The sequence below is a fragment of the Arthrobacter sp. S41 genome, assembly GCF_004320535.1.
Classification (GTDB): domain Bacteria; phylum Actinomycetota; class Actinomycetes; order Actinomycetales; family Micrococcaceae; genus Glutamicibacter.
In genome coordinates this window covers 144,086-169,885 of sequence record NZ_SIHY01000002.1, presented here as the reverse complement: position 1 = coordinate 169,885, position 25,800 = coordinate 144,086, and the positions used below count along the sequence as shown (strand labels likewise).

Below are 25,800 nucleotides of genomic sequence, written 5' to 3'. Positions count from 1 at the left end.
AGTCTGAAATTCGCTGAAATGCATGTCAAGGGAGACCCGGATATTCATGGGTCTCCCTTTGGCGTGTTGATCTGCCTCCCAAAAATAAACGTCGCGCTAATTAGCGACGGAAAGAGGGAAATAATGGCCAAGTGCCCTCCGGCATCTCGAGGTGAGATGCACGCATGTTAAGTTTCATGCTGAAAAGAATCGCGCAGCTGATTCCGGTCTTCATCGGAGCAACCTTGCTCGTGTACTTCTTGGTATTTGCCACACCTGGCAACCCGATTGATGCACTATCCGGTGGCAAGCCGATGTCTGATGCGACTCGCGCTGCGCTGGAAGCCCAGTACAACTTGGACAAGCCTTTCTGGGTTCAGTACGGGTTGTACTTGAAGAATTTGGTGACCTTCGACCTCGGAACCTCGTTCTCAGGCCAGGAAGTTTCCGCCCTCTTGGGCCGTGCTTTCCCTGTGACCGCACGCCTGGCAATTCTTGCCCTGCTGATTGAAAGCGTCTTCGGCATCATTTTCGGTGTTATCGCAGGTATGCGTAAAGGCAAGTGGTTCGACTCGACCATCTTGGTTGCCTCACTGATCGTGATCGCTGTGCCAACCTTCGTTTTGGGTTTCGTGCTTCAGTTTGTTGTCGGCGTGAAACTTGATTTGGTAAAACCAACGGTTTCCGGTGCCGCGACATGGGGAGAGCTATTCCTCCCAGCACTAGTGCTCGGCCTGGTATCGCTGGCCTACGTAGTTCGATTGACTCGTACCTCGGTAATCGAGAACAAGAGCGCCGACTTCGTACGTACCGCAACCGCCAAGGGCTTGAGCCGTCGACGCGTTATTACAGTACACATCCTGCGTAACTCGTTGATCCCAGTGGTTACCTTCTTGGGAGCCGACTTGGGTTCACTGATGGGTGGCGCGATTGTCACCGAGGGCATCTTTAATGTCCCCGGTGTTGGACACTTGCTCTACCAAGCAATCCAAAAGGGTGAAACGCCGACCGTCGTTGCGGTCGTCGGTGTTTTGGTGATCGTCTTTGTCGTCGCCAACCTAGTTGTGGATATGCTTTACGCACTGCTTGACCCAAGGATCCGTTATGCCTGAGAACCAAAACTTTAATCCGGAAGACGGCCTGCAAATTAGCACGCCTCGCGCCGGCAAGGTTTCTAAGTACAAGATCGAGCACTTTGTTGCTCCGCTAGAGGAAACTCCGTTACAGGCAGTTGACTCGGTAAAGGAAACCGGCAAGCCGCTGTCCATGTGGGCCGAAGCTTGGCGTTCATTGCGCAAGCAACCGCTGTTTATCATTTCAGCGATCCTGATCCTTGCAGTCATTGTGGTCGCGGCATTCCCGCACTTGTTCACCTCGATTGACCCCAACGGTCAAAACGCTTGTCAGCTTGAAAACTCCAATGAGCCTGGGCGTCCGGGCCACTTCATGGGCTTCAACCTGCAGGGTTGTGACGTTTACGCGCGAGTTATTTACGGAACGCGTGCTTCGCTGCTTGTTGGTGTCTTCACCACACTCATCGTTGTCATCGTCGGCGGTGCACTCGGTGCCCTTGCCGGATTCTACGGTGGATGGATCGACGCCATCTTGGCTCGTCTGGGCGATATCTTCTTCGCTCTGCCACTGATCCTTGGTGCAATCATCGTTATGCAGCTTCCTGCATTCCGCGAACATCGCAGTGTGTGGACGGTTATCGTTACGCTAGCAATCTTCGGTTGGCCACAGCTGGCTCGAATCACTCGTGGTGCAGTTATCGAAGCGCGAGATGCTGACTATGTGAAAGCTTCACGCGCACTTGGCCTGTCGAGGTTTAAGTCGTTGGTCAAGCACGTGCTGCCGAACTCGCTGGCTCCAATTATTGTTGTCGCCACCGTGAACTTGGGTGTGTACATCGTGGCTGAAGCGACGCTGTCCTTCTTGGGTGTCGGTTTGCCGGGCGAAGTAATGAGCTGGGGTAACGACATTTCCCTGGCACAGCAGCAACTTCGTAGCAACCCAATGATGTTGATGTGGCCAGCACTGTTCCTTTCCGTGACAGTTTTGAGCTTCATCATGCTCGGTGACGCAGTGCGTGACGCACTGGATCCCAAGGCCCGGAAGGGAGCCTAGAATATGACTGAAACTGCAACACCTAAGCCGTTGCTGGAAATCAAGGACTTGGCGATTACCTTCTCCACCCCTGATGGACCAGTACACGCGGTACGCGATGCAAACTTCACGGTGATGCCAGGCGAGACCGTGGCCATCGTGGGCGAATCCGGTTCCGGTAAATCCACTTCAGCACTTGCTGCCATCGGTCTATTGGCCGGCAATGGTTCTGTCTCCTCGGGTCAGATTCTCTTTGACGGCGAAGACATTTCGCATGCCAGTGAAAAGCGATTTGTTGAACTGCGCGGAAATCACATTGGCATGGTTCCACAGGATCCAATGTCCAACCTGAACCCTGTGTGGAAAATTGGTTTCCAGGTCAAGGAAACGCTGAAGGCCAACGGTCTGGCGGGGGATAACCCCAAGCAGCGTGTAACCCAGATTCTGGCTGATGCTGGCTTGCCTAACCCAGAGGCTCGTGCAGGACAGTACCCTCACGAATTCTCCGGTGGTATGCGCCAGCGTGCGCTGATTGCTATCGGTCTGGCTTGCCGTCCGCGTTTGCTGATCGCTGATGAGCCAACCAGTGCGCTGGACGTTACCGTTCAGCAGCAGATCTTGGATCACCTAGACACGATGACCAGTGAACTGGGCACCGCGGTTCTGCTGATCACTCACGATCTTGGTTTGGCCGCAGAGCGTGCTGAAAAAGTTGTCGTGATGTACAAGGGCCAGGTCGTTGAGTACGGCCCTGCTCTGGACATCCTGCGCAACCCACAGCACCCTTACACCAAGCGTCTTATCAGCTCAGCTCCTTCCTTGTCCGCACAGCGTGGCGACAAGCACGAAGCTATCGTTGACGAGATTGTGCCGGGTAAGGCTGAACCGCTGCTGAAGATCAGCAACCTGACCAAGGTCTTCGACATCCGCAAGGGCTTCGGGCGCAAGGAAAAGTTCACCGCGGTGGACAACGTTTCCTTCGAAATCCCCAAGGGCACCACAACTGCCGTGGTGGGCGAGTCCGGTTCGGGCAAGTCCACGATTGCGCAAATGGTGCTCAACTTGCTCGATAAGACCAGCGGTGAGATCACCTTTGATGGTGAGCAGATTGGTAACTTGAGCGAGAAGAAATTGTTCAAGTACCGCCGCCGTGTACAGCCGATCTTCCAGGATCCTTACGGATCTTTGGACCCGATGTACTCGATCTTCCGAACCATCGAAGAGCCATTGCGAATCCACGGAATCGGCAATGCGGCTTCTCGACAGAAGAAGGTTGAAGAACTGCTTGATCAGGTCTCGATGCCGGCTTCGACCATGCACCGATTCCCGAATGAACTCTCCGGCGGTCAGCGACAGCGTATTGCTATCGCCCGCGCACTGGCTTTGCAGCCAGAGATGATCGTTTGTGATGAGGCAGTGTCTGCGTTGGACGTTCTGGTTCAGGCGCAGGTTCTGGACCTTCTTGATGAGCTGCAGCGAGAAATGGGATTGACCTACTTGTTCATTACCCACGACTTGGCTGTCGTCCGTCAGATTGCCGACAACGTTTGCGTTATGGAACGAGGAAAGATCGTTGAGCAGGGAACTGCCGACCAGATCTTCGCCGCTCCTAAAAGCCAGTACACCCGCAACCTGTTGGGTGCTATTCCAGGTGCATCGCTGATCTAATTGGCGTCACCTACAGCCAGAAGGGCCGTTGAAACCGAAAGGTTTCAACGGCCCTTCTGGCTTAACCAAAGGACCACACTTCGTCATATTCAACGAATATTTCAGATTTTTTCAACCTGAAGCAAACGTTGCAAAACTGTTATAAAACCATCCGTGAAACATACTGGTAACACGGTTGTTCTGATTGGTTTTTCTCAATGTGAAAGAAACCCTTGAAATCTCGCGGATGTGGCGTAGGTCGCTTGTACTGATGCGTAACAAGCGCGTTGCGAATCGGTCGCAGGAACGTGGCGTCGGGGGAGATGTGAAGCGAATCTTTCTCTATCCAAGCCAGAAAATTCAGGTTAGTGTATTGCTCAATGGATTGATCATGTGATTTGGTCCACAACGAATCGCACCGATTCACAACTCGTATCATCACGAATTCAAGGAGGCGAAATGCGGATTCAACGCGTTTCGAAAGCAGTAGCAGTAGGCGCTGCTCTAGCCCTAGCACTGTCGGCTTGTGCACCAGGCGGCGGCGACGCTACTAGCGATGCCAGCAAGAGTCCTGGCTCGAATGGTGGAGTCGAGGCCGAGAACTCGGGCCTCGCGGACTTGGGTGACGTCACCACCAAAGATGATGAAATCAAGACCACTATTGGCGCTCCTGAATTCATTAGCTACAACGGCTACACCCCGCAGACTTACTCCACCTACAACTCGGGCATCACTGACCGTTTGTTCGCTGGTTTCTACTACATGGGTACTGACGGCAAGGTCTACCCAAACACCGACCTCGGCTCCTACGAGAAGGTCAGCGATGATCCACTGACCATCAAGTACACCATCAATGACAACGCGAAGTGGTCCGATGGCACTCCGATCACCACTGCTGACGCAGTGATGGCTTGGGCGATGCAGAACCTGAACCTCAACACCGGTTCAAAGGACAAGCCACTCTTCTCCTCGGTTTCGACCGACCTCGGTGACACTGTTCCTAAGGGTCCTGAAGGGGCCGCGGACAGCAAGGAATTCACCGTAACCTTCAAGAACCCAGATCCGGACTGGCAGATTCAGACCTGGATGATGCATCCAGCTCACGTCGTTGCCAAGAAGGGTGGCCTGAGCACCGAAGAATTCGTGAAGGCTGTGCGTGACGGCGATTCCAAGAAACTTGAGAAAGCAGCCAAGTTCTGGAACGAAGGCTGGATGACCAAGCCAGGCACATTGCCTGATGAGGCAGATATGCCAGTATCCGGTCCATACAAGTTGGGCTCTTGGAAGGCCGGCGAGTCGGTCACCTTGACTGCCAATGAGAACTACTACGGTACCCCGGCAGCCACCAAGAACCTGACCTTCCGCTTCTTAGCAGACACCGGCATGGTCCAGGCTCTGCAGAACAAAGATGTTGACGTCATCGCTCCTCAGCCAACGGTAGATACCTTGGCGCAGTTGGAGGGACTGGGCAGTGCAGTCAACATCCAAAAGGGTGACACTCTAACTTGGGAGCACTTGGACTTCAACTTTGCCAAGGGCAATGAAATGACCAACTTGGAACTGCGTAAGGCATTCGCAATGTGCGTTCCTCGTCAGGAAATCGTTGACAACTTGATCAAGCCGCTGAACCCAGAGGCTCAGGTCATGAATGCACGCGAAGTCTTCCCATTCCAGGAAAACTACCAAGAGACTGTGGACGCTGCTTACGATGGCCGTTATGACCAGGTAGACATTGAAGGCGCCAAGAAGATCTTGGAATCTGAGGACGCTGTAGGAACCAAGATTCGCATCGGTTACTCGGCCCCTAACGAACGCCGCACCAACGAGGTCGCAGCGATCAAGTCTTCCTGTGACAAGGCTGGATTCAAGGTCGAAGATGCAGGCGATGCTAAATTCTTCGCACCAGGCGGAACCCAGGAACGCGGTGACTACGAAGTAGCACTGTTCGCTTGGGCTGGTTCGGGCCAGATTACTTCCGGTCAGAACATCTACGCAACGGGCAAGCCACAGAACTACGGCAAGTACTCAAACCCAGAGGTGGATAAAGCTTGGACCACGCTTGCAACCTCCTTGGACCCTGCAGTTCACGCTGAACAGACCAAGAAGATTGAAAAGCTGTTGTGGGATGACCTCTACGGAATCCCAGTATTCGCCCACCCTGGCCTGAGCGCTTCGGGTTCAGATGTCCAGAACGTCCGACACACAGCCACGCAGGGTGGCATTGTTTGGAACGCTGAACAGTGGTCCCGCGCTGAGTAAGCCGCAACGGCATACCAACAGCAAACACCAACTGTGAGCGCCCGCGGGGTCCGATCGATATCGGGCCCCGCGGTGCGTCAACCATCAGCACCGGATGGCGTCAACGCAAATAGGTGAATAGAAAGAGGACATTAGAACCGTGTTGAAGTTCATTCTCAAGAGATTAGGTTCCGCCGTAGGCGTGCTGTTCGGAGCTTCCCTGTTGCTCTACGTGCTGGTAATCAACGCCGGCGATCCGTTGGCCGACCTGCGTGAGAGCAACGCAGAAAATCGCGAATACCTGATGCAACAGCGCTCCGATTATTTGAACCTTGATCAGCCTTGGTACCTGAGGTACATTTCCTGGCTAGGAGGGGTCGGCAAATGCGTTGTCGGCTCGTGCGATCTAGGCAGAAATATCAACGGCGTTGAAGTCAGCGGGCTTTTGGCCAATGCAGCATCTTCGACTTTGCGCTTGGTACTTTTGGCGACATTCATCGCTGCGATTCTTGGTATCGCGATCGGCGTGATTACGGCCGTTCGTCAGTACTCTGGACTTGACTACATCATCACGTTCTTGACCTTCCTATTCTTCTCTTTGCCAGTATTCTGGGCTGCCGTTCTGCTCAAGGAGTACATGGCAATTGGCTACAACAACTGGTTGGAAAACCCTGAAATATCTTTGGGTAGAAGTATCCTCATTGGTGTCGTTGTTGGCTTGATCTTGCAGATGCTCTTGGCCGGTTCGCTCAAACGGCGCGGAGTGACTTTTCTAATCACCGCCATCTTCGTTCCATTGCTCCTGCAATACAGTGTTTGGTTGAACTTCTACCGCTATCCGCAAATGGGTCCAGCGATCATTGTGATCCTCACCCTGCTTCTTGCGCTCTCTGCAACCGCAATGACCGGTGGTCTAAAAGAGAAGAAAATTCTTTACCCGGCTTTGGTCACCGTTGCTCTCGTAGCAGCTCTGTACTACGCAACCTTCTGGCTACTCAAAGATGCGAATACCTGGATCTTGATTATGGGCGCGATTCTGGCCGTGGCTGTCCCGGGAGTAATCGGCAAGTTCATGGGTGGACGCCTTTCCAAAACTGCTGCCGGCGTATCCATGCTGGTTGGTTTTGTCGGCGCTACCCTTACCGTCGTGGATCATATTTTCCGCGCATGGCCTGGATTCCTTGAGCTGAAAGGACGTCCGATCGGAACTATCGGATCTTCCACGGCCAACCTTGGTGGCGGGTACTGGGATTCCTTCCTAGACAATGCAACTCAGCTTTTGTTGCCAACGATCGTGCTAGCGATCATTTCATTGGCGAGTTATTCCAGGTACACCCGTTCGTCGATGCTTGAAGTACAGCAGCAGGATTACATCCGTACCGCGCGTTCCAAGGGATTGAGCGAACGAACCGTAATTTTCCGCCACGCATTCCGCAACGCACTGATCCCGATTGCCACTATCGCGGCCTTCGACTTTGCAGGCCTCATTGGTGGTGCGGTAGTTACCGAGACGGTCTTTGGCTGGAAGGGAATGGGCGATATGTTCAGCACCGGCCTACACGCCGTCGACCCTGCACCAGTGATGGCATTCTTCCTAGTTACGGGTACCGCTGCGGTCCTCTTCAATCTGCTCGCCGACATAGTTTACGCGCTGCTTGATCCGCGGATCCGGGTCTAAGGAAATAAGGACTACCGATGAGTAATATAAACGACAAGACTCCAGAGAACCTCACCTCAATTGCTGAGGTGGAGGACGCGAAGCTTGCTGCTTCGACCGAACAATCGAAGAGCCAATCGCGGATCATTTTTGAGCGATTCCTCAAACATAAGCCAGCCATGATCTCCGCAGTGACGCTGGTGCTAATCACCGTAATCGCCTTTACCTCCATTGGTATCGGCCCGATTCCCGGCTGGTGGAAACAGAGCTACCTAGATGCTGGTTCCGTGATCAATGGCGGTAAGCCATCATTGTCGCTATTGCCAACATGGCTGGGCGGTTCGGGAATTCGGATTGGCGATCATCCTTTCGGCCAGGACTCGGTCGGCAAAGACTATTTTGCTTTGGTCATGAACGGCACCCAGAAATCAATCATTATCGGCCTTGTGGTCGGGCTCGTTGCCACTTTCCTTGGCGCAGTTATCGGAGCTGTGGCCGGATACTTCCGCGGGTGGGTTGATGAAGTGCTTATGCGCATCACCGACCTCTTCATCGTGATTCCACTGTTGGTTCTGGCCGCTGTTTTGGGCCAAATGGCAGGCCACGGCTCAGGGTCGATCATCACCCTAGCGCTCGTACTGGGCTTGGTCACTTGGACCGGACTCGCTCGACTTGTTCGTGGTGAGATCCTCAGCCTTCGCGAACGCGAATACGTCGCGGCGGCACAAGCCATGGGCTCAAAAACCAGCCGTGTGATCGCAAAACACTTGCTACCAAACACCGTCGGTGTGATCGTTGTGAACGCGACCTTCGCCATCGCTGGCGCCATTTTGCTCGAATCGTCGCTGTCCTTCCTTGGGTTTGGCGTACAGCCACCGGAGTCGTCACTTGGACTGCTCATTAGCCAGTACCAAAATGCCTTCGTGACCCGTCCATGGCTGTTCTGGTGGCCTGGCATGATCATCGTGGTGATCGCACTAGCCGTCAACTTCCTCGGGGACGGAATGCGAGATGCTTTTGACCCACGCCAAACCGGTAAGAAACGCCGTCGCCGTGCCGGACTATTTGCTATGCCAACCCGCAAGGACAAGCCATGAGCCATGCAGCGCCAATAAACGAACAGGACTCAAGCGGATACGCACTGAGTTTTAAAGACCTCAACGTCACCTTTGAGACCTCCGGATCAGACGTTCATGCAGTTAAGGGATTGTCGCTGACGGTTCGTCCAGGACGGGTCGTCGCATTAGTCGGTGAATCTGGTTCTGGTAAGTCGGTTACCTCAACGGCTGCGATGGGTTTGCTACCTAGTAACGCAATCGTTGAAGGTTCGGCCAAGGTCGGTACCGTCAATGTGGTCGGCTTAGAAGAAAGCAAGCTCCGCAAGATGCGGGCCACCGACATCGCCATGGTATTCCAGGAACCAATGACGGCGCTGAACCCGGTGCTCACCATTGAACGCCAGCTCACCGAAGCACTGGAACTGCACGACATTGCCTATGGCAAGGAAGCAACCGACAGAGCCATTGAGCTGCTGCGTTTGGTCGGCATTCCTGAACCTGAAAAGCGCGTCAAGCAATACCCACACCAGTTCTCCGGTGGACAGCGCCAGCGCATCGTGATCGCCATGGCCATCTCTTGTGATCCGAAGGTGATCATCGCGGATGAGCCAACCACCGCACTGGACGTAACCGTGCAGGCCGAAATCTTGGATCTGCTACGCGAACTCAAGGACCGTCTGAATACCGGTATCTTGCTCATTACCCACAACATGGGTGTGGTGGCAGATATGGCTGATGAAGTCGCCGTGATGTTCCAAGGAAACTTGGTTGAGACCGGTTCAGTTGATCAAGTTTTGCTACATCCGCAGCATGAGTATACGCAGCGTTTGCTGGCGGCAGTGCCGCGACTGTCGGCTCCGATTGATATCGCTGAGCATGCTCCACACAGTACCGCTACGGCTCCTCCGGGTCGTGAACTGGTATTGGAAGCCAAAGATCTTGTTCTCGAATATGACATGCGTGGAACTATTTTCCGTGCCGTGGAAAACGTGAGCTTTGATATTGCCAAGGGCGAAGTCTTGGGCATTGTGGGGGAGTCCGGATCAGGTAAGTCGACCATCGCTAAGGCAGTGCTCGGTTTGCTACCAGTGGCCGAAGGAACCCTGTCGGTCAAGGGGCACAACCTTCCGAAGCTTTCACCAAAGGAAGCTCGTGCGGTTCGCAAATCGATCGGTGTGATCTTCCAGGATCCGGCTGCCTCGCTGAACCCTCGTTTCCCAATTGGCGATTGCATCACCGAGCCGATGGTAGTTCACAAGGTAGGCACCAAAGCTTCTCGTATTAAGCGAGCGCAGGAACTACTCGATGCGGTAAAGCTTCCACGCAACGTGATCAACCGTTACCCTCATGAGCTCTCCGGTGGACAGCGTCAGCGTATATGTATTGCTCGCGCGCTGACTCTGAATCCTGAACTGCTGATCGCTGATGAGCCAACCAGTGCACTGGACGTTTCCGTTCAGGCCCTGGTACTCGAAATGCTTCAGGACTTGCAGCGCGACTTCAACTTCGCTTGCCTCTTTGTCAGCCACGACTTGGCCGTGGTGGACATGCTTGCCGACGCGGTAGTTGTTATGCAGTCCGGTAAGGCCGTGGAACAAGGCATGGTCAACACCGTGCTGCACTCGCCAACTCACGACTACACCAAGCGCCTCTTGGCTGCCGCGCCTGTGCCTGATCCGCATGCTCAGGCAGAACGTCGCGAAGCGTGGCGTTTGCTGAACAACGCACGATAGGTAGTACCAGAAAAACCACTCAAGGAGCCGGAGAACATCTGGCTCCTTGAGTGGTATTCGAGTACCGAAGGTCCGACGCAACGCTAACGGCGCTGTGCGTGTCCATTTATCATCGGCGCCTTCAGAGGCTTGGATAAAAGGGCGGATGCCTTAGAAGACCGTGACCCGCCCACATCAAGAGCGTTGTGCAAGGCACGCAAAGATATAGACCGAGGCAAAGGGGACTACGATCCTCGGTTCTGATTGATGGTGAATAGATGAGGAGCTGGCCCTAGTGGGCCAGCTCCTCATCTATTAAACGGCTATTTTTGGACTGTAGTTTTAGTCCAGCTGCATAACGTTTTCGGTGACAACCTCGGCACGAGCGTTCGAGAAGATCTGCTCAGTGCCAACGGTCTTAAAGCCGCGGCGCTCAAGTACCTTGATGGATCCCAGATTGTCCTGAACCACGTGTGCGGTCAGTGGACGCTTGGTGTACTCAGCGAGGAAGGCATCCACCGCGCTGGTGGTGATTCCCTTGCCCCAGTACTTAGTGGAAGTCCAGAAATTGATTTCTGGAGTTTCGCCGTCAAATACCAAGATTGACCCGACGACGTCACCGTCGTCTTCAATGGTGCGTACTAGAACACTTGGATCATTCAAGATCGAGTTCCAGTGGTGGTCGAATACCGCGCGGTCGGCTGGATTACGCGCCTGATAAGCGGCCATGAGGTTCGCCTCGGGTTCTTGCTGGTGAGCAAAGAATGCGTCCAAGTCGGAAGGGCGGACTTCACGTAGCTGCACGATAAAGGCCTTTCAATCGGGTAGGTCAGCATGCCGTTTTCGGAACGCTGCGGAACATTGGCTTGGGAACTACACTACCGGGGATGTGAGCGCAGCGAGAGCCATATTAGACAAAAGTGGCTTAAGACCAGACTTTTTAGTTCTCGGAGAGTGAGCTGAGTGGGCTGTCGAGTTTAACAGTCCAAATACGGCATGGGCCCGGAAGCGGTGAGATTGCTTGGAACCAGTCGGATGCAGCTTGGCAAGTTCATTGGTCCATAACGCGATATACGAGTTTTGGAGCTTGCGCACCAAGGCTAATTCCGCCGCGGGCAAGGATTTCAGATCGCGGTCTTGAACCTGAAGAATGTCCGGGCGAGACAGCGAAAAATCGGTGTGGAAATCAACTAGGCGGGAGAGCACTTCCAAGGCTGTGCCGCCAGCTTCGCAGGCCTTTTGTCCGCCGTCGTAGATGTCCTTTGACATGTCTACCAAGAGCGCAATTAATACGGCTTGTTTTCCCGCGAAATGACGGTAAACCGCCGGGCCTGAGATCCCGCAGGCAGCACCGAGATCTTCTAGAGAGACTCCTGCGTAACCGTGCTGGGCAAACAGTCTGGTGGCTTCGCGCAGTAGGGCTTCTCGTCGCTCGGCCTTGGCGCGTTCGCGGTCAGTTGGTTCATTGAGGGCTTGATATCTGCTCGCCATCACCATCATCTCCTTACGACTGCTACGCCGAACTCTGGACAAGTGTGACGCGTGCCACTACTGTCAAAAATGAAGCTGCTTACCGACCAGTAGGCGGCAATCAGTTAACAAGTATTAACCATACGCGTCGCGCAGTGTGCTTCCAAGACATATGCTCGCTGATCGCAACAAACGATCATCACTGGGCTCGTCAAACATTCTGCGTATCGCGTGCGTTAGTTCCTCAACGAAGAGAGAGTCTGATGATCAACCTCGAACTCGATGACCAGTACCAAGACCTGGTAGACATGGTCCGCGAATTTGCCCAAGAAGTCGTTGCTCCACAGAGCGCTGAAAACGACGCCAATCATGCTTTCCCTTATGACGTTGTTAAACAAATGGGACAAATGGGGCTTTTTGGATTACCGATTTCTGAAGAGTTCGGTGGCTCTGGTGGAGATTACTTCCATCTGGCTTTGGCACTCGAAGAACTGGGCAAGGTTGACCAATCGGTGGCCATTACTTTAGAGGCTGGAGTCTCTTTAGGGGCTATGCCCATATATCGGTTCGGCAACAAAGAGCAGAAGCAACGTTGGCTTGAACCACTTGCCACCGGACAGCGTCTTGCAGGGTTCGGACTCACTGAACCGGGCGCAGGCTCTGACGCCTCGGCGGCGCTAACCAAAGCATCACTGGAAAATGGTCAATGGGTTATCAACGGGGCCAAAGAATTTATTACCAACTCCGGAACTGAGATCACCTCTCACGTCACGGCCACGGCAGTAACCGGGGTGGATGAGGCAACAGGTAGAAAAGAAATTTCTGCAATTATCGTGCCCACCGGAACCGAAGGATTTACTGTAGAGAAGGCCTACGACAAAGTTGGTTGGCGCGCCAGCGACACCCACCCACTGAGTTTCAATGACGCACGTGTCCCAGAAGAAAACCTCTTGGGCGGACGAGGACGCGGCTATGCCTACTTCTTGGAAATCCTGGATGAGGGGCGCATCGCTATTGCCGCCCTTGCTACTGGGGCGGCGCAAGGATGTTTGGACGAGGCAGTGAAATACGCCAAGACCCGAACAACCTTTGGTACCGCTATCGGCAAGAATCAAGGCATTTCGTTCATGATTGCTCGGATGGCATCCCGAGCACACACCGCGCGACTGGCCTACTACGCGGCCGCAGCCAAGATGCTGGCCGGAAAAGACTTCAAGATCGAAGCTGCTCACGCCAAACTTATTGCTAGCGAGGCTGCCATGGATAACGCGCGCGATGCGACCCAGATCTTTGGAGGATACGGGTTCATGAATGAATCCCTCGTCGCACGGCACTACCGCGATTCCAAGATTTTGGAGATCGGCGAAGGCACCACGCAAGTACAGCAAATGCTCATTGCTCGCAGTCTGGGCCTGTAGTCCCTAGACCGGCAGAGCGCTGCACGTTAAACACAACGTGTGGCGCTCTTTGGGCGCTCACAGTTAAACGAACCATAATGGTTGAGTGAGCTCCCAAAAAACTTTCGTACCAACCGGGCATCCTCGCCGGGTCAGCTTGATCGGTTCTACCGGTTCCATCGGCACTCAAGGTCTAGACGTCATTAGTAAGGCGCCAGAAAACTTCTCTGTGGCAGCCTTGTCCGGTGGCTACAATTTGGATCTGCTAGCCCAGCAAGCGGTGAAGTTCCGCCCGGCAATTGTCGGCTGTGCGTCGGAATCAACCGATGATCTTGCCTCCGCGATCAAGCGGGCTGCTGCTGATGCTTCGGTTACCGGCTATGAACCAGAACTGGTGGCCGGAGAAGGTGCGGCGACCACCATTGCTGGGTTCAACGAAGCCGACGTGGTGCTCAACGGCATCACTGGAGCTATCGGCTTAGCGCCAACGATTGCGGCTTTGGAAGCTGGCCACTTACTGGCCCTGGCGAATAAAGAGTCGCTGATTATCGGTGGCCAAGTAGTCAAGCAAATTGCTGCCCCGGGCCAGATATCGCCAGTTGATTCTGAGCACTCGGCGCTGGCGCAAGCTTTGCGTTCGGGTACTCCTGACGAAGTTGCAAAGTTATTGGTCACCGCATCTGGTGGACCATTCTTTGGCTACACCTATGACCAATTGCGTGACGTGACTCCGGCCCAGGCGTTGGCTCACCCCACCTGGGACATGGGTCGCATGGTGACCACTAACTCGGCGACCATGGTCAATAAGGCGCTGGAAGTCATCGAAGCTCACCTGCTCTTTGATGTTCCACTGGAGAAAATCGAGCCAGTGGTACACCGCCAGTCAATCATTCACTCCATGGTGGAGTTCATTGACGGATCGGTGATTGCGCAAGCCTCGCCACCAGACATGCGCCTGCCTATTGCTCTGGGCATCAACTGGCCACACCGCGTTACCGGGGCCGCCACACCATGCGATTTCTCCAAGGCGGCTAGCTGGACCTTTGAGCCCCTGGACGAAGACGTATTCTTCGCGGTGAAACTTGCTAAGCAAGCCGCCGCGGCCTCGGGAACTCACATGGCCGTTTACAACGCAGCAAACGAAGTTGCCGTTGATGCATTCCATGAAGGACAAATTCAGTTCACCGACATCGTTGAGACCATTGAGTGCGTCCTAGATAACTACACGCCAATCAACGCTGAGCTCAGCGTTGAAACCGTTCTTGAAACCGACCGTTGGGCCCGTGCCCATGCAACGAAGATCGTGGGATCCAAAGCATGAGCGTCATCCTGTTCATAGGAGGCATCCTCTTTATGGTCGTGGCCGTTGGCCTGTCCATTGCGCTACACGAAATCGGTCACCTTGTTCCTGCGAAACTTTTCAAACTGCGTGTACCGCAGTACATGATTGGCTTCGGCAAAACTCTGATCTCGTTCAAACGTGGCGAGACTCAGTATGGGATCAAGGCCCTGCCTTTGGGTGGCTATATTTCCATGGTGGGCATGTACCCACCACGAGCCAAAACAGTTGAGGGGCAGCCGGAGAAAAAACCGAACCTGTTCCAAAAGGTTTTCGGCCAGATGGTTGACGACGCTCGCTCACAAGCGAATGAAAATGTGTTGCCCAGCGACGAAGGTCGCCTGTTCTACCAGTTGCCGGTCTACAAGCGGGTAATCATCATGCTTGGTGGGCCACTGATGAACCTGATCATTGGTTTTGTGGTCATTGCCATCGTGCTCACCAGCTTCGGCCAAGCAACTCCCAGCACCACCGTTTCCGAGGTTTACCAGTGCATTTCCACCGCGCAGGATGCGGATCAAAAGCAGTGCACCGATAAGGATGAGCAGGCGCCGGCCTATGCCGCGGGGCTCCGACCTGGTGACACCATTACCGCCGTCAACGGCAATGCCGTCAAAGAAGGCGAATGGTACGAGCTCACCGACGTCATTAGAGACAACCCGGGAAAGTCGATTACGTTGGACTACCAGCGTGATGGCAGTAGCCACTCCACCACGATGACGCCGTATCTGACTGACCGTCCTGCCACCGATGAAAACGGCTATGCGCTCACAGATGATCAGGGCCAGACCATCATGACCAAGGTTGGATTTGTCGGAATGAGTTCCTTACAAAAGGACATGACAAAGCCATTGAGCTCGGTGCCAGGAGTGATTGGTAATCAGCTTCTGACCATCGGAGACGTAATCCTGCATTTGCCTCAGCGCATGGTTGATGTGGCTCAGGCTGCCTTTGGTAGTAGCGAGCGAGATCCGAATGGGCCGGTCTCTATTGTTGGCGTCGGTCGGATCGCCGGAGAAATCAGTGCAGAAGACTCCATTTCCGTGGGGGACAAGTTCGCGACCCTGCTGTCCTTGGTCGGGGGACTGAACCTTGCATTATTCGCATTCAACCTCATTCCACTCTTGCCCTTGGACGGTGGTCACGTAGTTGGCGCGCTTTACGATGGCATCAAACGGCTCTTTGCTCGGATCTTCAAACTGAAAAACGTGAAGCCGGTGGACACAGTCAAGCTCCTGCCACTGACCTACGTTGTCGTAGTAGCCATGCTGGTTATGGGCGGCCTCTTAATATATGCAGATATTTTTAAGCCAATACAACTGTTCTAGGCGACAAGAATTAAGGTGTAGTTATGACTGTTTATGCTGTTGAATACGTGTACGCCCAAGACTCCGATGAACTACGAAACGAACACCGCCCGGCACACCGTGAGTACCTGTGCGATTTTCTTGTTGAAGGACCGGTTCGAGTTCTCGTTTCGGGTCCGACTCCGGTCAATGATGGTGCGTTGTTGATCTTTGCTGCCGAGTCCGAAGAGGGCTTGAATGAGTTCCTTGCCAATGACCCCTTTGCCAAGGTCGGCGCGATTGCAAAGACGACCGTCACCGAGTGGAATCCAGTTATCGGGCTATTGCAGGAATTCGCTTCCTAAATTATTGGTAGGCTAAGCCCTCGCGCTCCAGAAACTGGAGGGCGAGGGCATCAGCATTTAAGTAGCTATTGAGAAGTCATCTGGGACCGACCGGGAGAGGAGTCAACGATGGATCTGCATGTCAACGATTCGCTAGTCATACCGGACTCCGAGCTTTCGTGGAATTTCAGCCGTTCTTCGGGTCCCGGTGGCCAGCACGTTAATACTTCCGACTCTCGGGCTGAGCTTTCGTGGGTGATCGGCGCCTCGCGAGTACTTTCGCCCTGGCAACGTGAGCGGCTCCTGCAGAAATTGGCATCGCGGCTCGTTTCTGGCGCCGTGGTAGTTCGTGCCTCCGAGGAACGTTCCCAATGGCGTAATCGACAGATTGCTATGGACAAGCTTGCTCTGCTTGTTTCGAAAGCCTTGGCGCCGGATGCTCCAACCCGCAAGGCGACCAAGCCAACCCGCGGTTCGCAGCGACGCAGACTGAATGCAAAATCCAACCGCTCGGTCACTAAGCAACTACGGCAAAAGCCAGGGCGAGATTGATGTGTCTAAGGGTGAAGTGATCCCGGTCACCTTGTTTCGTGGAATGGATGGACATCATTCATAGTTGGAAATAGATGAAGCGTCAGCTTCTTTTTCTATTTCCGTCTTTTAGGAGCACACCCATGGCCACAAAGGTCCTCACCCTCGTTGGATCCCTCCGCAACGGCTCGACCAACGTTCAGTTGGCAGAAGCTGCCGCTCACCACGCTCCAGAGGGCGTCGAAGTTTCGGTATTCAGCGGCCTAGAAAACATTCCTTTCTACAATGAGGATCTTGACGTCGAAGGTACCGTTCCAGTAACGGCACAGGTTCTGCGCGATGCAGCCGGCGAAGCTGACGCGTTGATCTTGGTGACCCCTGAGTACAACGGCACCATGCCAGCAGTTCTGAAGAACGCCATTGACTGGCTTTCACGCCCATTCGGTGCAGGCGCAGTTTCGGGCATGCCAACCGTTGTTGTTGGCACCGCATTCGGCCAGTATGGCGGCGTGTGGGCTCAGGATGAAGCTCGCAAGGCACTGAACATCGCTGGCGCCAACGTCCTGGAAGACGTCAAGCTGGCAATTCCAAACTCGGTTGTTCGCTTCGCTGAGCTGCACCCGAAGGATGACACTGAGGTTGTTGAGCAGGTTGCAGCCGTGCTCAACAGCATCAAAGAAATTGCTGAAGCCAACTAGGACCTAGTCAGCAAAATCAGCCTATTACTGCGAGAAAGGCCACGGTGACCCCGTGGCCTTTCTCGCATGAGTACCCGCTCACCTCGATACGGTGACATACTTGGACTAAGAGATTTATCCACAATTTACTCGGAGGCGTCCATTGACTTCGGTCAGCCTAGGCATGCCGGCAGGCCCACCGCCGGTTCTCACACCACGTCGTCAGACTCGCCAGTTCCAGGTCGGCTCGGTTGGTGTAGGTTCCGATTCGCCGATTTCGGTCCAGTCGATGACCACCACAAAAACTCACGACATCAACGCGACCTTGCAGCAAATTGCAGAGCTGACTGCCGCCGGTTGTGACATCGTGCGTGTCGCCTGTCCTACGGACAAAGACGCTGACGCGTTGAAGATCATTGCGATGAAGTCGCAGATCCCGGTCATTGCAGATATTCATTTCCAGCCGAAGTACGTCTTTGCTGCCATTGAAGCTGGCTGCGGTGCGGTTCGAGTGAACCCAGGAAACATTCGCCAGTTCGATGACCAGGTCAAGGAAATCGCTCAGGCCGCCAAGGATCACGGCACCTCAATCCGTATCGGCGTCAACGCCGGTTCGCTGGATCGCCGCCTGTTGCAGAAGTACGGCAAGGCGACTCCAGAAGCATTGGTCGAATCCGCTGTCTGGGAAGCTTCGCTTTTCGAAGAGCATGGATTCCACGACTTCAAGATTTCGGTAAAGCACAATGACCCAGTCATCATGGTTCGTGCTTATGAACTTCTAGCCGAACGTGGTGACTGGCCACTGCACTTGGGCGTGACTGAAGCTGGTCCCGCATTCCAGGGCACCATCAAGTCCGCTACGGCATTCGGCGCACTGCTTTCAAAGGGCATCGGCGACACCATCCGTGTATCGCTCTCGGCTCCTCCAGTTGAGGAAGTCAAGGTTGGCAACCAGATTCTGGAATCGCTGAACCTGCGTCCTCGCAAGCTTGATATTGTTTCCTGCCCTTCGTGTGGACGTGCCCAGGTGGACGTTTACACCTTGGCTGAACAGGTCACCGCGGGACTTGAAGGAATGAAGGCTCCATTGCGTGTGGCCGTTATGGGCTGTGTTGTCAACGGACCAGGCGAGGCGCGCGACGCTGACCTTGGTGTGGCATCGGGCAACGGCAAGGGCCAGATCTTCGTCAGGGGCGAAGTCATCAAGACCGTTCCAGAGGACCAGATTGTTGAGACTCTGATCGAAGAAGCTAACCGTATGGCTGATGAAATGGGACTGAACGATGACGAGAATCCTACCTCGGGTTCTCCCGTGGTCTCCGTCAGCTAAAGAAAGCCGACGAGACGACACAAGGGTGCCGCGGACTCTGGGCCGTCGTGATACGACGGCCCTCATCGAGCTACTCGACCGCGACCCCGTCGCCAATATTTTCACCCGTTCTCAGGTGAGTATGCACCGTTCAGCCGTCCCCGATGGCTTTGCCCATATTGTTGGGGTCGACGGTGACGATGGTTTGGCAGCTGCATGTTGGGTGGGTGCCAACGTGGCGCCCACCGCCATGAGCGAAGATCAGGCGCAAAAGTTTGCAGTCCACGCCTTGGATTCTCGACAGCGCTTTGCCTCGGTTTTCGGGCCCGCCACGTCGGTTCTTCCGATGCACGAAGTGCTGCGCGAAGGACCGCAGCCTATCTTTGATGTGCGGGAAAATCAGCCGTTGATGACGATTTCGCAACTTCCTGATGGCATTGAGCAGAATCCCTTGCGAGCCGCAAAGATTCACGAATTTGATCTGGTACTTCCCGCCAGCGCTGCCATGTTTGAAGAAGAGCTTGGGTATTCGCCGCTAGAAAATGGCGGAAGCTTCTACCGCAGCCGAGTACGCCAACTCATTCGAGACGGCCACACAGTCATTGACTGCGATGAACATGGTGACGTGATTTTCAAAGCTGATTTGGGAACGGTCACTGATGAAGCGGTCCAGATCCAGGGAGTCTGGGTCAATCCACGCTACCGTGGACTTGGCCTAGCAGCTGCTTACATGAGCTCCACCGTCCAGTACGCGCTGCAATTTGCGCCCATTGCCAGCCTTTATGTAAATGACTTTAATGTGCCCGCGATGAAGACTTATCAGCGCATCGGTTTTGAGCAGGTCGACACGTTCGCGACCATCTTGTTCTAACTGATCTGAGATAGGAAAATTTGTGGCTCCTTCTAACGGTTCTCGATTGTTGCTGGCCATGGCGCTGTGCATTGGTGCCGTTGCCCTGAGTAGTTGTAGCCAGGCTGAGCCAATCCCTGAACCAACTCCTGAGCCAAGTTCCCAAAAGCTAGTTAGCCTTGATAGCGACCAGTTGCAACGTAAATTAGCGGACTTCACATCTTCGGATAAAAACGCTGTTGTACTCTCTGACCAGCAGTTGCGCTCAACTATTCCAAAGGCGCAGGAATGGCTCGAATCAATCAAGGTCAATCCAAGTAAGTGCGGAGTCACCTTCGCCCAGCCGGTGGCCGACCAGCTGAAGAATGCCACTATGGCCGCGGTTGAATTCGAAGGCCGTCACCTCACGGTTGCCATCTACAAAGATGAGCAGCTTTTGAGAAAGCATTGGGAAACCAAAAATGCTGCCAATGAGCAATGCTCGCGCTATTCGGTGACCGCCAATGGAGAACGACGGGCCTACCACCTAGCTGAACAAGCGTTGGACTCGGACGCGGATCACGATGAGGCCTCCGTGTCCACAAGCAGTAACGGTAAATCTACTCAGCAACAGCTTGTGGTCAGTTCCAGCAATTCAAATGTGCTGATCGGCTTGCAGCAATCCACAACCCCAAGCCAAACGAAACAACAAATTCAAGCGGCACAATCGACGATCAACGAGTTGCTCAAGACGCTGAAATAGGCGATCCAGATCGCCAGGCGGCCCAATTTCAACACTCGTTAAGGACAACTTATGACCAAGCGTTTCGTATTTTCCATGGTTGCACTGACCGCATCTTTGGCCTTGGCCGGTTGTTCTGGCGGTGTGCAGAGTGAAGAAAACGGGACGCCGGGTCAGCCTTCTGAATCTGCAAAGAGCCAGAGCCAGGGCGCAGGAGACGGTAAGAGTCTGGACGCAAAGCAAGTAGAAACCGTCGCATCCACATTGTTAAAGTCCGACCAGTCAGTACAGGTTATAAGCAACGAGCAGATGCAACCCCAGCTTGAAGCTGCCAAAGACGCAGAAATGCCAGCCGGAATTAAGCCTGAAAAATGTGCAGAGCTCAACGCCAAGTATTCGGTTACAGACCTAACCAGTTCGGTGGCGGCGACCTCGACTAGCAGTTCGGAAGAAGTGGGCAAGGTGGTCCAGATATTTTCCATCACCGATGAAGCCACCAGGGCGAATGTATTAAATGCACTGGCCTTTGACGACCTAGAAGACTGCAGCACGGTGACTATCGAACAGAGCGGCAAAGAACTCAAAGCAAAACGTCAGATCTTGCCTATGGACGTGAATGCCGAACACGCGCTGACCATGTCCACGGTTATGGATGCAGGTGGTGGGCAAACGTTGAATTCAGTCGCAGTTCAAGCGCTAGATGGCAATAATTTTGTTCTAATTACGCTGCAGACCGGATCCGTGCAACCGGCCGAACTTGCCACCGAAGCAGTCAAGTTAACGGATCAAGCTTTTGATGAAATCAAATCGGTGCAATAGTTCTGGTAAATACTTTTATTTCGAACGTGTTGTGTAATACTGTAGTTGGAATTTCATCACCGACGTGAGGATTACATCATGAAGAAGCATGCTTTCTGGGTGCTGCCGATCGCGGCAGCATTCGCTTTGACCGGTTGTGGCGGCTCCAGCGACAACGCTGCAAGCAGTTCCGGTGCCACTGAAGCCGCTGAAGCACAGGCTCCCGAAGCCAAGGCACTGACCGCGGATCAGACCACCGCCGTCGTCAAGTCCATGGTGGGTGATGACTCCAAGGCTCAGGTCATGGACAGTGACACCATCAAGGCAGCACTGCCTGACTCCAAGAAGCTCATCGAGCAGATGAACATCAAGCCCGAGAAGTGCGCCGAACTGGTCACTCAGCAGGGAACAGAGAACCTCGACGGTACTAACATGGCAGTCGCCATGGTGACCGGTGAAGGCACTGCGTCCACCACCTATTCAGTCATTGGATATGAGGACACTTCCAAGCTGGACAAGGCAAAGCAAATGGCGGAAAAGAAGGATATGCAGGGCTGTGACAAGTTCACGATGTCCATGTCCGGCCAGGAGATCGCCGCATCGGCAAAGATCCTGGATGCGACTTCTGACGCTGACACCACCATTGCCACCCAAACCACCATGACGGTCAATGGCCAGGAGTTCCCGGGCGGTTCGTACCAGGTACAGGGGCTCGTGGGAAGTAATGCTGTAGTCGTCGCCTACTCCGGTGGCGACGGTTCAGAATCTGCGGAAGACGTACTGAAGAAGCTCACCACTGAGCTGAACAAGGGCGTTGCTGAAATCAAGGAAACCGCTAAGTAGTCAGTAGCAAATTCGGAAGGCTCTCCTACAGTTCACATCGAACTGTAGGGGAGCTTTTCTAATTCGTCGTGCCGGTGCGCTGAGCAATGCTCGGCAATGAATCTCCAAGTGGCAGGAAGCTCTGCCCATGTCTTGCTCGGGCGTAACCAAAGACGCCGGTGAATAGACAGCAGATGTACGGTAAGGAAAATCCGCAACACGAGCTAGCCGATTCCCCTTGAATTTATTGGGAAGTGATGCGAAGCGGTAGCATTAGAACTGGTCGACTTTGCGGCCAAAAACCCTTTTGATTTTGCATAGCTAGTCGGCACCGAAATACCCTTTCGGCGTCGACGGACGGAATAGGACGCCCCTCAGTGGTCTTGAAGCTTTCCACTACCTTCTTGCGCACCTTGCGTGAAGATCCGGTTGACGCCGAAGTCGCCAGCCACAAGCTGTTGGTCCGCGCTGGTTATATCCGCCGCGCAGCCCCGGGTATCTACACCTGGCTGCCGCTGGGCTTGAGGGTCCTTGCGCGTGTTGAAGCTATTGTGCGCGAAGAAATGAACGCCATCGGTGGCCAGGAAGTACATTTCCCAGCACTGCTGCCTCGCGAACCATACGAGCAGACCGGTCGTTGGACCGAATATGGGGATGGACTGTTCCGCCTCAAGGACCGCAAGGATGCCGACTACCTTTTGGCCCCAACCCACGAGGAAATGTTCACCTTGCTGGTCAAGGACCTGTACAACTCGTACAAGGACCTGCCGGTTTACCTGTACCAAATCCAGAACAAGTACCGCGACGAAGCACGTCCACGCGCGGGCCTGCTACGTGGACGCGAATTCATCATGAAGGATTCGTACTCCTTCAACATCGATGATGCCGGTCTGGACGAGGCCTACATGGCTCACCGTGGTGCGTACCTGAAGATCTTTGAGCGCTTGGGTCTGGAAGTTGTTCCGGTCTTCGCGCAGGCTGGCGCCATGGGTGGCTCCAAATCCGAAGAATTCCTGCACCCAACACCGATCGGTGAGGACACTTTTGTCCGCTCGGCTGGCGGTTATGCTGCAAACGTTGAAGCCGTCACCACCGTGGTGCCTGAGGACATTGATTTCACCAATGCACCGGCATACGAAGTCATCGAAACGCCCGATACCCCAACCATCGCCACGCTGGTAGCTGCAGCCAACGAGCTGCGTCCACGTGAAGATCGCGCTTGGGAAGCCAAAGACACCCTGAAAAACGTGGTGCTGGCTGTTATTGATCCTGAAGGAAACCGCCACCTAGTTGTTCTGGGCATTCCGGGTGACCGTCAGGTCGACGAGAAGCGTTTGGAAGCAACCGTTGGTATCGCACTGGGTATCAACGGCGAAGTCGGTGTTGAGCAGGCTACTGCGCAGGATTTGAAGAGCCACCCTGAGATTGTTACTGGCTACCTCGGCCCAGCCTTGGGTCTGGATAACCAGTTGCTGGGCAAAGATACCGAAAATGCCATCCCGTACTTGGTTGATCCTCGCGTGGTTTCAGGTACTACCTGGATCACCGGCGCCAACGAGCAGGGCAAGCACGTCTTCGGTCTTGTTGCAGGCCGCGACTTCACCTTTGACGGCACCATTGAAGGCGTCAACGTACTCGAAGGCGATCCTGCTCCGGACGGCTCCGGTCCACTAAGGACCGAGCGTGGCATCGAGATGGGCCACATCTTCCAGCTGGGACGTAAGTACGCACAGGCATTGGACCTGAAGGTTCTTGACCAGAACGGCAAGCTCACGGTTGTCACCATGGGCTCCTACGGCGTCGGTGTAACCCGCGCAGTAGCCGCACTGGCCGAAACTTACCATGATGAAAACGGTCTTGCTTGGCCTAAGCAGATTGCTCCAGCCCAGGTTCACATCGTGGTCACTGGCAAGGGCGCCGAAATGCTTGAGGCTGCGGAGAAGCTGGCTAATGAGCTTGAAGCTGCCGGCCAGGAAGTCATTTTGGATGACCGTCCAAAGCTATCTGCTGGTGTGAAGTTCTCTGATGCAGAGCTCATCGGTGTGCCGACCATCGTTGTGGTTGGCCGCGGTTTGGCTGACGGAGTGGTTGAGGTCAAGGACCGCGCCACTGGTGAACGTCGCGACGTCAAGGTCGAAGATGTTGTTGCTGAGCTGACAGCCTAAAAGGCCGTACGTAAAAACTAAATAGGGGAGTAGCGCGGTGCAAGAAGTATTGGAATTCCTGTCCGTCAACGGTGAACCCGTATCCCTCTGGCCCTTGGCATTGCTGTTATTAGCTGCCTTGGGTGCTGGATGGATCGACGCGGTGGTTGGCGGTGGCGGACTGATTCAATTGCCCGCGCTACTACTTTTTCCGGGCATTACTCCGGTACAGGCGCTCGCGACTAACAAGCTTGGGTCAATTTTTGGTACCGCGACCAGTGCGGTCACGTACTATCGGCGCACCAGTCCGGATCTGAAGACCGCACTCCCTATGGCGGCTACAGCGCTGGTTGGTGCATTCGGTGGAGCGGGATTGGCAACAATTCTGCCTGCACAAGCGATCAAACCGATTATCATCGCCGCTCTAATTGCGGTGTTACTCTTTACCATCTTCAAACCGAAAGCCGGCGAACTTTCACGGCTGCGCTACACCGGACGCAAGCACTACCTGCGCGCCCTGGCGATTGGCCTCATTATCGGCGGTTATGACGGCATGGTTGGGCCCGGAACGGGCTCGTTCTTGATCATCTCCATGGTCACCGTGCTCGGTTACAACTTCCTGCAGTCTTCGGCGAAAGCAAAAATCGTCAACCTGTGCACCAATGCTGGCGCGCTACTTTTGTTCGTCCCCACCGGACACGTACTTGTTGGGCTGGGACTGGCCATGGGTGTTATGAACATGATCGGCGGATACCTCGGTGCGCGCATGGCGATTTCCAAAGGCAGCGGGTTCATCCGCATCGTATTTGTTGTTGTCGTCAGTGCGCTCATCATGAAGCTTGGATCGGACATGATCTTCGCCGGCTAGTGATGCGCCTAAAGCGCAGGGTTAGAGACTGTGTGAAGTGGAAGCTTCCACCGTTGTGTAGCCGCCCTCATGCTTAACGTGCTGTGGGGCGATTGCATGGACCACCGAGCTGGCCGGCATTTGAGCAATGCGGAAAGTTAAGAAACTTGTTGGGATTGCCGAGCGGTACAGCTGCTCGATGGTGGTCTTTTGAGGAAGGGGCTCAACAACCTGCAAAGCAGTGCAACCGATGGAGACGTACATAAACCACAGATCACCATTTGTTGGGTCAGTGGTGGCGACCAGTACTGGAGGTTGGTGGGCCGCTACCAGTGACATCACGTCGCTGAGGCTCTCTTCCGGTTGCGCAATGACAATCGGCATTCCTTGAACCCAGCCGTGAGCGCTGAGCTGAGCACGGCCCTGTCGCGAATTAATGATTTCGCTGACAAGTTCCGCAATCTTGGATCGTACAAATCGACCTGGCATTATCCATCCTCCTGTGTACGTTTTTGTAACGAGTGTCTGGATTCCCATGTAAGGCCCTCAGGTTTCGTGAATTCTCCGGAGCTTGTGCCGGTGAATACTTGAACCGTTGAACCTTGATTTCACCATAGCCGTTTTATTCAGGAATTGCGAGAGAACGATCTTGCGAAGGACAATTCGATAATCGCGAATACGATTCCGTATAGCAGTAGGGCGGATATATCTGGTGAAACTGAAAACGATCTAAGACTCTAAAGACCGGTTGTCTTGGGAGTTTGCACTAAGGATCCAGAGAGCTGGCCAAGGTGACCAACAATAATGTGCTGATAGCTCTCCGCATATCTGCGTAAATTATCGTCACGGAATCATGCCACGGGTGAGC

At 54.2% G+C, this 25,800-nt stretch carries 23 protein-coding genes; 20 read left to right on the top strand and 3 right to left on the bottom strand.

Annotation, left to right across the window (positions count from 1 at the left end):
• The first annotated feature begins 164 nt into the window (after window positions 1-164).
• The 7 genes from EYR88_RS12090 to EYR88_RS12060 all read left to right on the top strand — a co-directional run bounded on the left by EYR88_RS12090 (window position 165) and on the right by EYR88_RS12060 (window position 10,418).
• Complete coding sequence (locus EYR88_RS12090) at window positions 165-1,091, top strand: ABC transporter permease (RefSeq protein ID WP_131090017.1); 927 nt, start codon at window positions 165-167, stop codon at window positions 1,089-1,091.
• Window positions 1,084-2,106 carry an ABC transporter permease gene (locus EYR88_RS12085; protein ID WP_131090016.1) on the top strand — a complete coding sequence of 341 codons (1,023 nt, stop codon included), beginning with the start codon at window positions 1,084-1,086 and terminating at the stop codon, window positions 2,104-2,106. The genes EYR88_RS12090 and EYR88_RS12085 overlap by 8 nt, the downstream gene beginning before the upstream one ends.
• Before the next feature lie 3 nt (window positions 2,107-2,109).
• Window positions 2,110-3,753: an ABC transporter ATP-binding protein gene (locus EYR88_RS12080; protein ID WP_131090015.1), complete on the top strand. Its 1,644-nt coding sequence runs from the start codon at window positions 2,110-2,112 to the stop codon at window positions 3,751-3,753.
• Window positions 3,754-4,191: 438 nt separating this feature from the next.
• Window positions 4,192-5,991 carry an ABC transporter family substrate-binding protein gene (locus EYR88_RS12075; protein WP_131090014.1) on the top strand — a complete coding sequence of 600 codons (1,800 nt, stop codon included), beginning with the start codon at window positions 4,192-4,194 and terminating at the stop codon, window positions 5,989-5,991.
• 139 nt (window positions 5,992-6,130) lie between these two features.
• Window positions 6,131-7,648 carry an ABC transporter permease gene (locus EYR88_RS12070; protein WP_131090013.1) on the top strand — a complete coding sequence of 506 codons (1,518 nt, stop codon included), beginning with the start codon at window positions 6,131-6,133 and terminating at the stop codon, window positions 7,646-7,648.
• A 17-nt stretch (window positions 7,649-7,665) separates the two neighbouring features.
• A complete protein-coding gene (locus EYR88_RS12065; protein WP_131090012.1) occupies window positions 7,666-8,724 on the top strand; it encodes an ABC transporter permease in 1,059 nt (352 codons plus the stop codon).
• On the top strand, window positions 8,721-10,418 hold the full coding sequence (locus EYR88_RS12060) for an ABC transporter ATP-binding protein (RefSeq protein ID WP_131090011.1): 1,698 nt from the start codon (window positions 8,721-8,723) through the stop codon (window positions 10,416-10,418). The genes EYR88_RS12065 and EYR88_RS12060 overlap by 4 nt, the downstream gene beginning before the upstream one ends.
• A gap of 321 nt (window positions 10,419-10,739) precedes the next feature.
• Here the strand turns inward: EYR88_RS12060 and EYR88_RS12055 are convergent, their stop codons facing one another.
• Window positions 10,740-11,201 carry a GNAT family N-acetyltransferase gene (locus EYR88_RS12055; protein ID WP_131090010.1) on the bottom strand — a complete coding sequence of 154 codons (462 nt, stop codon included), beginning with the start codon at window positions 11,199-11,201 and terminating at the stop codon, window positions 10,740-10,742.
• Between the two features lie 69 nt (window positions 11,202-11,270).
• Window positions 11,271-11,888: a TetR/AcrR family transcriptional regulator gene (locus EYR88_RS12050; protein ID WP_242632570.1), complete on the bottom strand. Its 618-nt coding sequence runs from the start codon at window positions 11,886-11,888 to the stop codon at window positions 11,271-11,273.
• 242 nt (window positions 11,889-12,130) lie between these two features.
• Here EYR88_RS12050 and EYR88_RS12045 point away from each other — a divergent pair, with 242 nt between their 5' ends.
• The 13 genes from EYR88_RS12045 (at window position 12,131) to EYR88_RS11985 (ending at window position 24,953) form a co-directional block, all read left to right on the top strand.
• A complete protein-coding gene (locus EYR88_RS12045) occupies window positions 12,131-13,285 on the top strand; it encodes an acyl-CoA dehydrogenase family protein (protein WP_131090008.1) in 1,155 nt (384 codons plus the stop codon).
• Between the two features lie 85 nt (window positions 13,286-13,370).
• Window positions 13,371-14,585: a 1-deoxy-D-xylulose-5-phosphate reductoisomerase gene (gene dxr, locus EYR88_RS12040; RefSeq protein ID WP_131090007.1), complete on the top strand. Its 1,215-nt coding sequence runs from the start codon at window positions 13,371-13,373 to the stop codon at window positions 14,583-14,585.
• Window positions 14,582-15,931: a site-2 protease family protein gene (locus tag EYR88_RS12035; RefSeq protein WP_131090006.1), complete on the top strand. Its 1,350-nt coding sequence runs from the start codon at window positions 14,582-14,584 to the stop codon at window positions 15,929-15,931. The genes dxr and EYR88_RS12035 overlap by 4 nt, the downstream gene beginning before the upstream one ends.
• Before the next feature lie 23 nt (window positions 15,932-15,954).
• Window positions 15,955-16,254 carry a YciI family protein gene (locus EYR88_RS12030; protein ID WP_131090005.1) on the top strand — a complete coding sequence of 100 codons (300 nt, stop codon included), beginning with the start codon at window positions 15,955-15,957 and terminating at the stop codon, window positions 16,252-16,254.
• Window positions 16,255-16,362: 108 nt separating this feature from the next.
• The gene (arfB, locus tag EYR88_RS12025; protein ID WP_131090004.1) at window positions 16,363-16,785 is read left to right on the top strand and encodes an alternative ribosome rescue aminoacyl-tRNA hydrolase ArfB; all 423 of its coding nucleotides are present in this window, start codon (window positions 16,363-16,365) and stop codon (window positions 16,783-16,785) included.
• Window positions 16,786-16,907: 122 nt separating this feature from the next.
• Entirely contained in the window at window positions 16,908-17,462 is a 555-nt protein-coding gene (locus EYR88_RS12020; protein ID WP_131090003.1) for an NAD(P)H-dependent oxidoreductase, read from the top strand.
• A 142-nt stretch (window positions 17,463-17,604) separates the two neighbouring features.
• Complete coding sequence (ispG, locus tag EYR88_RS12015; protein WP_131090002.1) at window positions 17,605-18,771, top strand: flavodoxin-dependent (E)-4-hydroxy-3-methylbut-2-enyl-diphosphate synthase; 1,167 nt, start codon at window positions 17,605-17,607, stop codon at window positions 18,769-18,771.
• Window positions 18,772-18,892: 121 nt separating this feature from the next.
• Window positions 18,893-19,621: a DUF4081 domain-containing GNAT family N-acetyltransferase gene (locus EYR88_RS12010; RefSeq protein ID WP_242632569.1), complete on the top strand. Its 729-nt coding sequence runs from the start codon at window positions 18,893-18,895 to the stop codon at window positions 19,619-19,621.
• A gap of 22 nt (window positions 19,622-19,643) precedes the next feature.
• Entirely contained in the window at window positions 19,644-20,342 is a 699-nt protein-coding gene (locus EYR88_RS12005) for a hypothetical protein (protein ID WP_131090001.1), read from the top strand.
• A gap of 51 nt (window positions 20,343-20,393) precedes the next feature.
• On the top strand, window positions 20,394-21,140 hold the full coding sequence (locus EYR88_RS12000) for a hypothetical protein (protein ID WP_131090000.1): 747 nt from the start codon (window positions 20,394-20,396) through the stop codon (window positions 21,138-21,140).
• Window positions 21,141-21,218: 78 nt separating this feature from the next.
• Window positions 21,219-21,962 (top strand): hypothetical protein, encoded by a 744-nt coding sequence (locus EYR88_RS11995; RefSeq protein WP_131089999.1) that lies wholly within the window; start codon window positions 21,219-21,221, stop codon window positions 21,960-21,962.
• 356 nt (window positions 21,963-22,318) lie between these two features.
• Window positions 22,319-24,106, top strand: a complete 1,788-nt coding sequence (locus EYR88_RS11990; RefSeq protein ID WP_131089998.1) for a proline--tRNA ligase — start codon at window positions 22,319-22,321, stop codon at window positions 24,104-24,106.
• Between the two features lie 37 nt (window positions 24,107-24,143).
• Window positions 24,144-24,953, top strand: a complete 810-nt coding sequence (locus tag EYR88_RS11985) for a TSUP family transporter (RefSeq protein WP_131089997.1) — start codon at window positions 24,144-24,146, stop codon at window positions 24,951-24,953.
• A gap of 21 nt (window positions 24,954-24,974) precedes the next feature.
• On the opposite strand, the gene EYR88_RS11980 is transcribed toward EYR88_RS11985, so the two are convergent.
• Entirely contained in the window at window positions 24,975-25,421 is a 447-nt protein-coding gene (locus EYR88_RS11980) for a hypothetical protein (protein ID WP_131089996.1), read from the bottom strand.
• Window positions 25,422-25,800: the final 379 nt, after the last annotated feature.